8 protein-coding genes and 1 tRNA gene are annotated in these 13,296 nt (G+C 69.7%); 1 reads left to right on the top strand and 8 read right to left on the bottom strand.

The window, feature by feature from the left end; translation table 11 throughout:
• Positions 1-191 precede the first annotated feature (191 nt).
• From NON19_RS09835 to NON19_RS09825, 3 genes are all read right to left on the bottom strand, one after another.
• Positions 192-410 (bottom strand): DUF397 domain-containing protein, encoded by a 219-nt coding sequence (locus NON19_RS09835; protein WP_255926374.1) that lies wholly within the window; start codon positions 408-410, stop codon positions 192-194.
• Positions 411-604: 194 nt separating this feature from the next.
• The gene (locus tag NON19_RS09830; protein WP_255926372.1) at positions 605-1,462 is read right to left on the bottom strand and encodes a helix-turn-helix domain-containing protein; all 858 of its coding nucleotides are present in this window, start codon (positions 1,460-1,462) and stop codon (positions 605-607) included.
• 333 nt (positions 1,463-1,795) lie between these two features.
• Complete coding sequence (locus NON19_RS09825; RefSeq protein WP_255926370.1) at positions 1,796-2,500, bottom strand: GOLPH3/VPS74 family protein; 705 nt, start codon at positions 2,498-2,500, stop codon at positions 1,796-1,798.
• Between the two features lie 458 nt (positions 2,501-2,958).
• Between NON19_RS09825 and NON19_RS09820 the strand changes: the two genes are divergently transcribed.
• Entirely contained in the window at positions 2,959-5,334 is a 2,376-nt protein-coding gene (locus NON19_RS09820; protein ID WP_255926368.1) for a D-alanyl-D-alanine carboxypeptidase family protein, read from the top strand.
• Between the two features lie 145 nt (positions 5,335-5,479).
• Here the strand turns inward: NON19_RS09820 and pgi are convergent, their stop codons facing one another.
• The 5 genes from pgi to NON19_RS09795 all read right to left on the bottom strand — a co-directional run bounded on the left by pgi (position 5,480) and on the right by NON19_RS09795 (position 13,274).
• Positions 5,480-7,138 carry a glucose-6-phosphate isomerase gene (gene pgi, locus NON19_RS09815; RefSeq protein ID WP_255926366.1) on the bottom strand — a complete coding sequence of 553 codons (1,659 nt, stop codon included), beginning with the start codon at positions 7,136-7,138 and terminating at the stop codon, positions 5,480-5,482.
• Positions 7,139-7,342: 204 nt separating this feature from the next.
• Positions 7,343-9,631 (bottom strand): heavy metal translocating P-type ATPase, encoded by a 2,289-nt coding sequence (locus NON19_RS09810; protein WP_372514055.1) that lies wholly within the window; start codon positions 9,629-9,631, stop codon positions 7,343-7,345.
• Positions 9,632-9,753: 122 nt separating this feature from the next.
• Positions 9,754-11,652, bottom strand: a complete 1,899-nt coding sequence (gene recQ / locus NON19_RS09805) for a DNA helicase RecQ (protein ID WP_255926364.1) — start codon at positions 11,650-11,652, stop codon at positions 9,754-9,756.
• A gap of 225 nt (positions 11,653-11,877) precedes the next feature.
• Positions 11,878-11,950 (bottom strand) — tRNA-Arg (locus NON19_RS09800).
• A 454-nt stretch (positions 11,951-12,404) separates the two neighbouring features.
• The gene (locus NON19_RS09795; protein ID WP_255926362.1) at positions 12,405-13,274 is read right to left on the bottom strand and encodes a universal stress protein; all 870 of its coding nucleotides are present in this window, start codon (positions 13,272-13,274) and stop codon (positions 12,405-12,407) included.
• Positions 13,275-13,296: the final 22 nt, after the last annotated feature.

Below are 13,296 nucleotides of genomic sequence, written 5' to 3'. Positions count from 1 at the left end.
CCCAATAAGAGCGGTGCTTCGCAGACCGGAACCGAAGTCCGTTCCCTGCGAAGGGACTTGAACAGCAACGAGCCCCCTCGGCCAGGACGGCGACCAGTCGAGAGGGACTCTGGTGTTACTGCCGGTGTAACTGCCGCGGCTCGCGGCGGTGTTTGTGACGAGAAGGGATATCGCGCTGCGGCGACCGGACCTCAGGCGAGGTCGAAGGCGCCCGCCTCCACACCGGCGATGAAGGCCGCCCAGGACTCCGAGGTGAAGGACAGCGAAGGTCCTTGCGGGTCCTTGGAGTCGCGCACCGCCACGGCCTGCGCCCCGGGGGTGCGCACCTCCACGCACGCGCCGTGTGCGCCGGAGTGCGAGGACTTCTTCCACGCGGCCGTGATGCCCTGGCTGGTCTGCTGGTTGTTCATGGTCAGCTCCGAAATAGCCGAGATGATTGGGGAGTTGTCGACCCCTTGGCGACGCGAACGACGCTACTCGGCAACATCACTTCCTGGAGCCGCTGTTCACTCGACCGGATGGCATATCCCATTCACCTCTTCCGTCATCAGTGACGACGGTGTAGCCTCCGGCGCCGCATGCGACACCGGAGCACTCCAGGGCTCTACGGGACGTACTCGCGGGCGACCTTGTTCATGAACTGCCGTGACTGTTCCGGGCTGAGTGCCAGCGCCCGCAGGTGCTCGTACATCACGCAGTAGTCCTGCACATCACTGGGCTTCTCCAGGTACAGGTCGCTGGTCATGCCCTCCAGATAGACCACGGACGCGTCCGAGGCGTCCTCGAACTCCAGGATCGCGAACTCGCCGTACATCCCCGGGTGGGCGCCGACGCTGTACGGCAGGATCTGCAGCGTGACGTGTGGCATCGTGCTGTACTCCACCAGGTGGTCCAACTGCTCGCTCATGATGCGCGCGTTGCCGGTGACCCGGCGTAGCGCCGCCTCGTCCAGCACCACCCAGAACCGCACCGGGCTGACCGGGTCGGTGATTCGTTCCTGCCGCTTGAGCCGCACCTGGATACGTTTCTCCACCTCGGCGACGGTCGCCTCCGGCCACATGCCCTCGATCACGGCCCTGGCGTAGTCCGGGGTCTGCAGCAGGCCGGGGACGATCAGCGAGTCGTAGACCCGCAACGAGACGGCGTCGGTCTCAAGGCCGATGTAGACGCTGTACGGGACATCGCCGAAGGCGTGCCACCAGCCCTGCTGACGCGACTCCTTGGCCATCTGCATCAGCGATTCCACGATGCGGTGGTCCTCCACGCCGTACACACCGCACAGATCGCGTACGTCGCGCTGGCTGATGCTGCGGCGGCCGTTCTCCAGCCGACTGATCTTCGACTGCGACACCAGGAGCCGGGCGGCGACCTCCTCCGCCGTCATGCCCTTGGTCTCACGGAGTTTGCGCAGCTCCGAACCCAGTCTGCGTCGCCTGACAGTGGGATTGACGTTGGACGCCACGGAACTGCACCTCCGACTGTGAACCGCACCGGCACCGCTGCTCTTGTAGGAGTTCAGGTACCTGCTCTTGTACGACCGGTGTACTGCCGGTCAGCAGCCTGCCACCAGAGGTCAACGCTGCGCAGAAGAACGGGAGCAATTAGCTGTGCGGTACCAGCGGAACGCGCGAGGCGGTGAACCGGTGTTCGGCCGGTTCACCGCCTCGCGCCCTTCAGCGGCTCCCGTACCGGGTCATGGGGACGGGGGTGTGGGTCGGTGCTGTGTCCGTGGCTTTCGCGTCCGATGGGTGTCGGACGGTGTCACGGGCCGGGTCATCCGGTCGCCCGAGGGGCGTCAACGAGCTCCTGCCCTGGCCATGCCGCGACCGGCGGCACGGGCCTGTGCGGCCTGGGCGGGTGCTCGTCGCGGCTGTACCGCCACGCCGTTCTGCACGTCCATCACGGCGTGCGCGACCAAGCCGCCCATCGGGTCGTACCTGATGAGGTCCCGTAGGCGCGATCGCGAGGACCGGCCTTCGTTACCGGGGTAGAGGTGCTTGCCGAGGCCCACCGCGTGGGCGAGTGAGGCCAGCGCCGCGGTCCGCGGGTCCGGCGGTACGCCGGTGCGGATCGCGTTGTCCAGCCGGGCCCTGATCTCCCGGCTGACCGCGCTGTCGGTCGCCTGGTAGCGGGTCGTCGGCAGTACCCCGCACATCTGGCCCGGCACGGCGTGCACCATGTCGCAGCGTTCCAAGTGCGCGAGATACGTCTGGCGCAGCCCCAACCGGGGCCCGCCGATCCAGTGGACGGCGCGCACCGGGCTGCCGCGCCTGCGCAGCAGTTCCAGTGCGGTGTCCAGGGTCGGATCACCTGTCGGCCGCGGATGCACCACGGCGATACGATCCCCGTCCGGGGCTATCCGTCCTGCCAGGGCCAGCTCCACTAGCTGTGCCCCGGCCAGACCAAGGTCGAGTGACTGCGGCTGCGCCGTGGTCCCGGTCGTCGGGTCCAGGGCGAGCAGCAACAGCTCCTCCGGAATTGTTCTGCGGCTCCTGCCCATCCATGCCTCCCCGCGTGGATGAATGACAGGGTGACGCCTCTCACACCGATGTGTCGAGAGTGCCTTTGCCTTATCTGCGGGAACCGGTAGGTATGTCGTTCTCGTCTAGCGGGGTGGCGGCGGCGTCGTGTGGCGTGGACCGGCTGTTCCCCATTGGGTTGCGGTGGGATCGGCGGGTCAGGCGGCGAGGGCGCGGGCGCGGGCAGGACACTGGTCCGGGACACTGGATATCGGCAGCGGGGCGCCGGGTGAGGCGCCCCGCCTGATGTGTACGGGAGGCTTGGGTGGCGGGCGATTCCCCCGGCAGGGCGGAACAGCGGCGGTCGTCGGGGGAGACGACGGAACGTACGGGGAAAAATAGCGACAAGCTAGACCCGAGGCTCGCGGTGAAGCGGACCGGGTCAACTGACGGCGCCGCGGCCGACGGTACGGAGCAAGACGGCGCGCCTGAGCCGACGATGACGATGCGGATCCGGGTGCCCGCGGGCGACGGCGCGGCCCGCTCCGCCACCGCGGTCACCGAGCGCGCCGGGCGTGAGCACCCGGCGGGCGACCCGGCTGAATCTACGTCGGATGACGTAGCGGAACCGGGCTCCGGCCAGCGCTCCGGTACGTCCAACAGTGGTCGTGTGTCGACTCCGGCTGCACGGGACGCGAAGTCCCGGACGGCGGACGGCACTTCCGCGAAGGCCGAAGAGAAGTCCTCGACGGGGTCCCAAGCGGAAGACGATCAAGAGAAGCGTTCCGTCAACGGCCCTGGTACGGGAAGGTCTGCGGCCGCGCCGGGTGCGCAGGCTGCCGACTCCGACGCGTCCGGCGACGGCAAGGAGAAAACCGGCCAGTCGAAGGGCGACGCCGCTCCGGCTGCTGCCAAGAAGGTGGCGGACGACAAGCCCGCGCCGGAGAAGTCCCCGGCGAAGCCGTCGTCCGCTGACGCCCCGGCGGCGCGGCCTTCCACGCCCGCGGCGGAGGCCGAGGGCACCGCGAAGTCTGCTCAGGAGGGCGCCGCCGAGCCCGCTCAGGAGGGCGCCGCCAAGAGCGAAGCGGACGCCACCGGCGAGCCGCGCGCCGCCAGCGAGCCGGGCGCCGCCAAGAGCGAAGCGGAGCCTGATGCGGAAGCGCGGACGCAACCCAAGCAGGAGAGCGCCGCTGCCAAGTCCGGCCAGCCGTCGGCCAGTACGCCCCTGGCGAAGCCCTCGGCTGCCGAGCCCACCGCGTCGTCGCCCGCTTCTGCGAAGCCGACGCCCGCGTCCGAGAAGCCCGCGCCCTCGGCTGCCCCCGCGTTCGAGAAGCCCGCGCCCTCGGCCGCCCCCGCGTCCGAGAAGCCAACTCCCGCCCCGGCGAAGCCCGCTCAGCGCTCCTCCGCCGAGGCCCCGGCCAAGCCCGTCCAGCCCCCGGCCAAGCCCACCCAGCCGGGCGCGGCGGCGGCCAGCGCGGCGCCCAGTGTGCCGCTTCCCAACCAGGAGGCGGCCAAGCCCAGCGAGCCCTCGGCCAAGGCCGCCCGGGCGGAGGCCGAACCGGAACCCGTTGAGCGGACCAAGCAGCAGCCGTTGCCGCCCGTTCCCGGTGAGCCGCTGAAGCTGCTGGCCGAGCTGACCAACACCCCGCCCCCGCCGCCGACCCTGCTGCGCTCCGCGGTGCGCCGGATCAAGATCTGGACGCCGCTGGTCGCGCTGCTGGCGATCATCTTCGTCGTGGTGCAGGCGGTGCGCCCGTTGCCCAGCCCGAAGCTGACGCTGACCAGCCCGGCCTCGTACACGTTCGGCGGGGCGGCGCCGTCCATGCCGTGGCCGACCGAGGGCCAGGCGGCTGTGGAGGTGGAAGGCCTCGGCGGCATGGGCGCGTTCGGCCCGCAGAAGCCGGTGCCCACCGCGAGCGTCGCCAAGGTGATGACGGCCTATGTCATCCTGCGCGACCATCCGCTGAAGCACGGTGAGAGCGGCCCCCTGATCAAGGTCGACCCGCAGGCGGCGGCGGACGTCAGCCGGGAGAACGAGTCGGTGGTCAAGGTGACCGCGGGACAGAGCATCAGCGAGTACGAGGCGCTGGAAGCGATCATGCTTCCGTCGGCGAACAACATCGCGCGTCTGCTGGCGCGTTGGGACGCCGGTTCCGAGGCGGAGTTCGCGAAGAAGATGAACTCGGCCGCGAAGGACCTCGGGATGACCAACACCACCTACACCGACCCGAGCGGCCTGGACGCCACCACGGTGAGCACCGCCGTCGACCAGATCAAGCTGGCCCGGCAGGCGATGAGCAACGAGGTGTTCCGGGAGATCGTCGCCAAGCCCTCGTACAAGGCCGCCAGCGGCGACACCTACCGCAACTACAACGGACTGGTTCCGCTCAACAACACCGTCGGCATCAAGACCGGCACCAGCACCAGGGCGGGTGGCAACCTGGTCTTCGCCGCCGTCAAGCAGGTGGGCGGCACCACGCAGTTGATCATCGGCGCGGTGATGGGCCAGTACAAGCCCGCGATCATCGACACCGTGCTGGCCGCTGGGCGGCAGCTCATCATGGCCGCCCAGCAGTCGCTTACCTCCGAGCAGGTGATCAAGAAGGGCGATGTGGTCGGCTATGTCGACGACGGCCTGGGCGGCAGGACGCCGGTGGTCGCCACACAGGACGTGCAGGCGGTCGGCTGGGCCGGGCTGAAGGTGGACATCGCGCTGAACGCCGGTTCGTCCGGAGTGCCGCACTCGGCGAAGGCGGGCGCCACGGTGGGCACGCTGACGGTGGGCAGCGGTCCCGGGCAGGTGAAGGTTCCGGTCGCGCTGCAGTCGGACCTCAACGCGCCGGGACTCGGTAGCAAGTTGACCCGCATCGGCTGAGGCTGACCGGTCTCGGCTGGGGCCGAGCCGAAGTACCAGGCCGCGGTCGCCCACCCTGGGCCACCCCGGCCGGGGGGTTTTACCGTCAAAAACGCGGCCCAGTTATACCCACGCTGTGGATAACCGTTGGTCGTAGCCACCGGGGTCAGCGTCCGCGCAGCGAGCGGTACTGCCGTACCAGCGCGCTGGTGGACGAGTCGAGGCCGGGCACCTCGGCGCCCTCGGTCAGCGCGGGCTCGATGCGCTTGGCCAGCACCTTGCCCAGCTCGACGCCCCACTGATCGAAGGAGTCGATGTTCCAGATCGCGCCCTGGACGAACACCTTGTGCTCGTAGAGCGCGACCAGTTGGCCGAGAACCGAGGGCGTCAGCTCCTTGGCCAGGATGGTGGTGGTCGGGTGGTTGCCCACGAACGTCTTGTGCGGCACCAGCTCGGCGGGCACGCCTTCGGCGGTGACCTCCTCCGGGGTCTTGCCGAAGGCCAGCGCCTGGGTCTGCGCGAAGAAGTTCGCCATCAGCAGGTCGTGGTGGTCGGCCAGCTCACCGAGCTCCGCGATCGGTTGGGCGAAGCCGATGAAGTCGGCCGGAATCAGCTTGGTGCCCTGGTGGATCAACTGGTAGTACGCGTGTTGTCCGTTGGTGCCCGGAGTGCCCCACACCACCGGCCCGGTCTGCCAGTTGACCCGGCGGCCGTCCCGGTCCACGGACTTGCCGTTGGACTCCATGTCGAGCTGCTGCAGATAGGCGGTGAAGCGCGACAGGTAGTGGCTGTAGGGGAGCACGGCATGCGACTGGGCGTCGTGGAAGTTTCCGTACCAGACGCCCAACAGCCCCATCAGGAATGGCGCGTTGGCCTCGATCGGCGCCGTCTGGAAGTGCTCGTCCACCAAGTGGAAGCCAGCCAGCATCTCACGGAAGTGGTCCGGACCGATGGCGATCATCAGCGACAGGCCGATCGCCGAGTCGTACGAGTAGCGGCCGCCGACCCAGTCCCAGAACTCGAACATGTTGTCCGTGTTGATGTCGAAATCTGCGACCTTCTCCGTGTTGGTGGACAGTGCCACGAAATGCTTGGCCACCGCGCTCTCGTCGGCGCCGAGGCCCTTCAGCAGCCAGGAACGCGCCGACTTGGCGTTGGTGATGGTCTCGATGGTGGTGAAGGTCTTCGAGGCGATGATGAACAGCGTCTCGGCCGGATCCAGGTTCCGCACCGCCTCATGCAGGTCGGCGCCGTCCACGTTGGACACGAAGCGGAACGTCAGATCGCGCGCGGTGTACGGGCGGAGCACCTCGTACGCCATGGCCGGGCCCAGGTCGGAGCCGCCGATGCCGACGTTGACGATGTTCTTGATGGGCTTCCCGGTGTGCCCGGTCCAGTGACCGGAGCGGATCTTGTCGGCGAACACGCACATCTTGTTGAGCACCGAGTGCACCCGGGGCACCACGTTCTCGCCGTCCACCTTGACCACCACATCGCGCGGTGCGCGCAGCGCGGTGTGCAGTACCGCGCGGTTCTCGGTGACGTTGATCTTCTCACCGCGGAACATCGCGTCACGCAGCGCGGTCACCCCGCGAGCCTCGGCCAGTTCGCGCAGCAGGGTGAGCGTCTCGTCGGTCACCAGGTGCTTGGAGTAGTCGATGTGCAGGTCGCCGACGGTCAGGGTGTAGCGCTGGCCGCGCTCGGAGTCGGCGGCGAACAGGTCCCGCAGATGCACCTCCCCCAACTGCTCGCGGTGCTTGCCGAGCGCTTCCCACTGCGGCAACCGGTCCAGCCGGGCGGCGTGGTCTGCTGGGGTCTCGGGCATCGTTGCTCCTCGTCGTCGACCGGCGGGCCGGGCCGGTGGGGTAGTGCGGGCCGATGAGGTCGTACGGCCGGTGGGCTGGTCGCTCACGGCCGCCACTCGTCACCCTACGTCCGCTCACCTGCCGCTTCGCAAAACGGGATCCAAACGGCGACCGCGTGCCGCCGGGCGTTCACCGGCCCGTCGCGCACCGGTTGGGTACGCGGCTCACCGGTCCACCGGCCGGAAGTTTCGCAGCCGCAGGCTGTTGCCCACCACGAAGACCGAGGAGAACGCCATCGCGGCGCCCGCGATCATCGGGTTGAGCAGTCCGGCCGCGGCCAGCGGCAGCGCGGCCACGTTGTAGCCGAAGGCCCAGCACAGATTGGCCCTGATGGTGCCGAGGGTGCGCCGGGCCAGCCGGATGGCGTCCGCCGCGACCCGTAGGTCGCCGCGCACCAGGGTCAGATCACCGGCCTCGATGGCCGCGTCGGTGCCGGTGCCCATGGCCAGGCCCAGGTCCGACTGGGCAAGCGCGGCCGCGTCGTTGACGCCGTCACCGACCATCGCGACGCTGCGTCCCGTACGCTGCAACCGTCTGATGACCTCGACCTTGTCCTCCGGCATGACCTCGGCGATCACCTGGTCGGCGGCGATGCCGACCTCGGCGGCGACCGCCCGGGCGGCCCGCTGGTTGTCCCCGGTCAGCAGTACCGGCGTCAGCCCCAGCTCGCGCAGCCGCCGTACCGCCTCGGCGCTGGTGGGCTTGACGGTGTCGGCGACCACCAGCACGGCGCTCGGTCGGCCGCCGTCGGTGACGACGACGGCGGTGCGACCGGCGGCCTCCGCGCGCTCCTTGGCGTCACGCAGTTCGGCGGGCAGCGGGGTGTCGGCGCGGCCGACGGTGACGGTGTGTCCGTCGACCACACCGCGCACGCCCACGCCCGGTACGGCGGTGAACTCGGTGGGGGTGGGCAGCGGACCGGTGCGCTCCTCGGCGGCGCGGGCGATGGCCTTGGCGATCGGGTGCTCGGCCGCGTGCTCCAGGGCGCCCGCCAGCCGCAGCGTACGGTCCGCGTCCACGCCGTCGGCGGTCACGATGTCGGTGAGTGCCATCACGCCGCTGGTCACCGTGCCGGTCTTGTCCAGCACGATGGTGTCCACCTCACGGGTGGTCTCCAGCACTTCCGGCCCCTTGATCAGGATGCCGAGCTGGGCGCCGCGTCCGGTGCCCACCATCAGCGCGGTCGGCGTCGCCAGACCCAGCGCGCAAGGGCAGGCGATGATCAGTACGGCGACGGCCGCGGTGAACGCCGCGGCGGCGCCCGCACCGGCGATCAGCCAGTAGCCGAGGGTGGCCAGCGCCAGGGTGATGACGGCGGGCACGAAGACCGCCGAGATCCGGTCAGCGAGCCGCTGGGCCGCCGCCTTGCCGTTCTGCGCCTCCTCAACCAGCCTCGCCATTCTGGCCAGTTGGGTGTCCGCGCCGATCCGGGTGGCCTCGACGACGATCCGGCCGCCCGCGTTCACCGTGGCGCCGGCGACCGTGGCGCCGGGTGCCACCTCGACGGGCACCGACTCACCGGTGAGCATCGAGGCGTCCACCGCCGAAGTGCCGTCCACCACCACACCGTCGGTGGCGATCTTCTCCCCGGGACGCACCACGAACCGGTCGCCGACCGCCAACTCCGCGACGGGTACGCGCACTTCACGGTCACCGCGCAGCACCGCCACGTCCTTGGCGCCCAGGTGCAGCAGGGCGCGCAGCGCTGCGCCCGCGCGCCGCTTGGAGCGCGCCTCGAAGTACCGTCCGGCCAAGATGAACGCGGTCACCCCGGCCGCTGCCTCCAGATAGATGTTCCCGCCACCATCGGTGCGGGAGATCGACAGCTCGAAGGAGTGCTTCATGCCCGGCATTCCGGCGTCCCCGAAGAACAGCGCCCACAGCGACCAGCCGAACGCCGCCAGCGTCCCCATCGAGATCAGCGTGTCCATCGTCGCCGCGCCGTGGCGCAGATTCGTCCAGGCGGCCCGGTGGAACGGCCAGGCGGCGTAGACGACCACGGGCGCGGTGAGGGTGAGGGAGAGCCACTGCCAGTCGCGGAACTGCAGTGCAGGGACCATCGCCATGGCGATCACCGGTACGGCGAGCACGACGGCGGTGAGCAGCCGTTGGCGCAGTACGGCCAGCTCGTCCGGGGCCTCGTCGGCGGTGGGCTGGTCAGCTTCCGCCGCGGGTGGCGCGGGGAGGGCGGCGGTGTAGCCGGTGGCCTCCACGGTGGCGATGAGGTCGGCGACGGTGAGGCCGGGGCCGTAGCTGACCTTGGCCCGCTCGGTGGCGTAGTTGACGGTGGCGGTGACGCCGTCCATCCGGTTGAGCTTCTTCTCGATGCGGGCGGCGCACGACGCGCAGGTCATCCCCCCGATCTCCAGCTCGGCCTCGGCGGCTCCCGCTGTGCCGGGGGCCGTGGCGGGGGCCGACGCCGTGGTCGGGGTCGCGGCGGGTGGGGTGGTCATCGATGCTCACTCCCGGTGTGGCGGTATGGCAGCTCCTTGCGCCGTACATAACCTTATACCCCCTAGGGGTATTCCCTGGTGGCACTCCCGCCTGATGGCCGGCGGGTGCCGTCTGGTGGCGGCTAGTGGGTGTCGTCCGCCTCCGTTCCCTCTGGCTGACCGGCGAGGACGTCCAGGATGGGCTGGCCGTACTTCGCCAGCTTGTTCTCGCCGACGCCACTGATCGTTCCGAGCTGGTCAAGGGTGCTCGGCACGGTGGTGGCGATCTCCCGCAGCGTCGCGTCGTGGAAGATCACATACGCGGGCACGCCCTGCTCCTTCGCGGTGGCCGCACGCCAGGCGCGCAGCAGCTCGAAGACCGGAACTGCCGCCTCCGGCAGGTCGACTGGGACCTTGCGTCCGGCCTGGGCGGCCTTCGGCTCCTTGGCGGTGCGGGTCGGCCGCTCCGGTTCGCGGCGCAGCATGACCTGGCGCTGCCCGCGCAGCACCTCGCCGCTGCTGTCGGTGAGCACCAGCGTGCCGTACTCGCCCTCGACGGCGAGCAGGTCCTGTGCCAGGAGTTGGCGCACCACGCCGCGCCATTCGGCCTCGCGCAACTCCGTGCCGATACCGAAGACGCTCAGCGCGTCATGGTCGAACTGGATGACCTTGGCGGTCTTCCGGCCCAGCAGGATGTCGATGATCTGCCCCGCGCCGAACTTCTGGTTCCGTTCCCGCTTGAGGCGGACCACGGTGGACAGCAGCTTCTGCGCTGCGACAGTGCCGTCCCAGGACTCCGGCGGCGTCAGACAGGTGTCGCAGTTGCCGCACCGCTCGCTGTGCTGGCCGAAGTACGCGAGCAGCCGCACCCGGCGGCAGTCGATCGTCTCGCACAGCGCCAGCATGGCGTCGAGGTGCGCGGTCAGTCGGCGCCGGTGCGCGTCGTCGCCCTCGGAGGTCTCGATCAACTTCCGCTGCTGCACGACGTCTTGGAGCCCGTACGCCAGCCACGCGGTGGACGGCAGACCGTCCCGCCCGGCCCGCCCGGTCTCCTGGTAGTAGCCCTCGATGGACTTGGGCAGGTCGAGGTGGGCCACGAACCGCACGTCCGGCTTGTCGATTCCCATGCCGAACGCGATCGTGGCGACCACCACCAGACCGTCCTCGCGCAGGAAGCGCGCCTGGTTGGCGGCACGGGTGCGCGCGTCAAGCCCGGCGTGGTACGGCAGCGCCTCAATGCCGTTGCGCACCAGGAACTCGGCGGTCTTCTCCACGGAGGCGCGGGACAGGCAGTAGACGATGCCCGCGTCCCCGGCGTGCTCGGTGCGCAGCAGGTCGAGCAACTGCTTCTTCGGGTCGTTCTTGGTGGCGATGCGGTACTGGATGTTCGGCCGGTCGAAACTGGCCACGAAGTGCCGGGCGTCCTCCAGCTTCAGCCGGGCGGCGATCTCGGCGTGCGTGGCCTTGGTGGCCGTGGCGGTCAGCGCGATGCGCGGCACCTTGGGCCAGCGTTCGTGCAGCGCGGACAGCGCGAGGTAGTCCGGCCGGAAGTCATGCCCCCAGGATGCGACGCAGTGCGCCTCGTCGATCGCGAACAGCGCGACCTCACCGCGGTCGAGCAGGCTCAACGTCGCCTCGCTCTGCAACCGTTCCGGCGCCAGGTAGAGCAGGTCCAGCTCCCCGGCGAGGAACTCCGCCTCGACCATCCGCCGCTCGTCGAAGTCCTGCGTGGAGTTGAGGAACCCGGCCCGTACCCCCAGCGCCCGCAGCGCGTCCACCTGGTCCTGCATCAACGCGATCAGCGGCGAGATCACCACGCCCACGCCGGGCCGCACCAGCGCGGGGATCTGGTAGCACAACGACTTGCCACCACCGGTCGGCATGAGGACCAGCGCGTCGCCCCCGCCGACCACATGCTCGACGATCTCCCGCTGCTCCCCGCGGAACGCGTCATACCCGAACACCCGCCGCAGTACATCCACGGGCAGACCGGGCTCAACGTCGGCGACAGCGGCTACGGAACCGTTTTCCAGGGGAGTCATCCGGCCATGCTAGGAGAATCACGCGAACCGCGAGGCGGCCTGTGGATAACCAGGACGCCCACCGCCCGCCCCTCGCGGCACGGCCGCGCCGCCCTAAGCCGCGGCGCCAGCGCGGGCGCGGCCGAGGGCCGTGCCCTTGGCCCAAGAAACGACCAAGGCCCAGGCCCCGGCTGATCACCGGCCGACCCGGGCCTCCACCGCAACCGCCGCGGGGGCGACGCGAGGTGCCCCCAGCAGGATTCGAACCTGCGACACCCGCTTTAGGAGAGCGGTGCTCTATCCCCTGAGCTATGGAGGCGGGGCCTTGCGTAAAGCGTGGCTGAATACTCTGAGTGAGTATTTCGCCTCGGTTGTGGCAAGGGTGCGACCGCCACCGAGGTGGCGGTCCCAGACAGGGTAGCGGATCGGGGCGGGGTGATGGGTTGAGGCTGATGCCTCAGCCTCGTTCATGATCGGCTGGGTTTGCCGTCGTTGCTGACGTATGTGGTCTCGGTTCCAGCGTCGGTGTAGATGGGGTCTTCTCGAACCCCGTTGACCCGTACCATTCCTGCGACTTGACGAGCTCCGTCTGAAGGCGAAACAGCTCCCGCTCGTCCACCGGCCGCGGCAGCCGCACTCCCGGTCGACCATTCGGCCTCCCGCTCCTTGTGGGGTGCTTCTTGCCAGGCACGGACGCACTTCCTCGGCGCCTTGATGCGTTCCACGCTACGAGCGGAGAGGCGGAAGAGACCGGCACAATGACCGGCGCGCGGTCAGGTCGGTATCACCGCGACCGGGCAATGGGCGTGGTGCAGAACGCGTTGGACCACTTTGCCCAGTGGCATGGAGAACGAGGGGCGATGGCGTCGCGCCCCCACCACCACCAGGTGGGCCGTGTGGGACGCGTTGATCAGTGCCTCCTCCGGCTCGGTCAGCCGGATCTCCACCGTCACGTCCACGTCGGGGAAGGCGTTGCGCCCGCTGGCCAACATGTCCGCCAGCTCGGCTCGTTCCATGGCGACGTGTTCCTCGGCGTCCGGCGGTGGCACCGCGAGGTAGCCCGGTAGTGCCTGTGGGTACATCCAAGCCCGGACCACGTGCAGTGGCGCGTGCCAGCGGGCTGCCTCGGCGAACGCGAACTCCACCGCCTGGGGCGACTCGCCGGGGGCGGCTCCGAGCACGACCGCGCCCGGTATGGCCACGTCGCCTCTGTCCTGTGTGCCGCGCACCACGACGACGGGGCCGACCGAGTGCGCGGCCACTCGTTGACTCACCGAACCGAGCAAGACCGCAGTGAACCGGTTCAGCCCCCGAGCACCGACCACGACCAGCGCGACTTGCCTGGACACGCGGATGAGTGCGGCCACCGGATCGCCCCAGACCACTTCCCAGGTTGCCACCAGACCTTCGCGGCCCTCCTGGGCCAGACGTGCCGCCTGCTCCACGTCCTCCTCGGCGGCCAGTAGGTCCTTGTCGGCAAGGCTCTGATGGCTGGTGTCCGGCTGATAGAACCCCAGGGCGTGCACGATGTGCAGTTCCGTGTCACGCCGGGCGGCCTCGTCGGCCGACCAGTGCAGCGCTCCCGCCGCCGCCTGTGACCGGTCGAATCCCACCACGACGCTGTCCGCGGACGGTGTGTTCATCGCTGCCTCGGTTTCGCGGGGT

Source organism: Streptantibioticus rubrisoli, assembly GCF_024436055.1.
GTDB lineage: Bacteria > Actinomycetota > Actinomycetes > Streptomycetales > Streptomycetaceae > Streptantibioticus_A > Streptantibioticus_A rubrisoli.
Note: the sequence above shows the minus strand (reverse complement) of the source record. Positions and strands in the feature narration are given on the sequence as shown.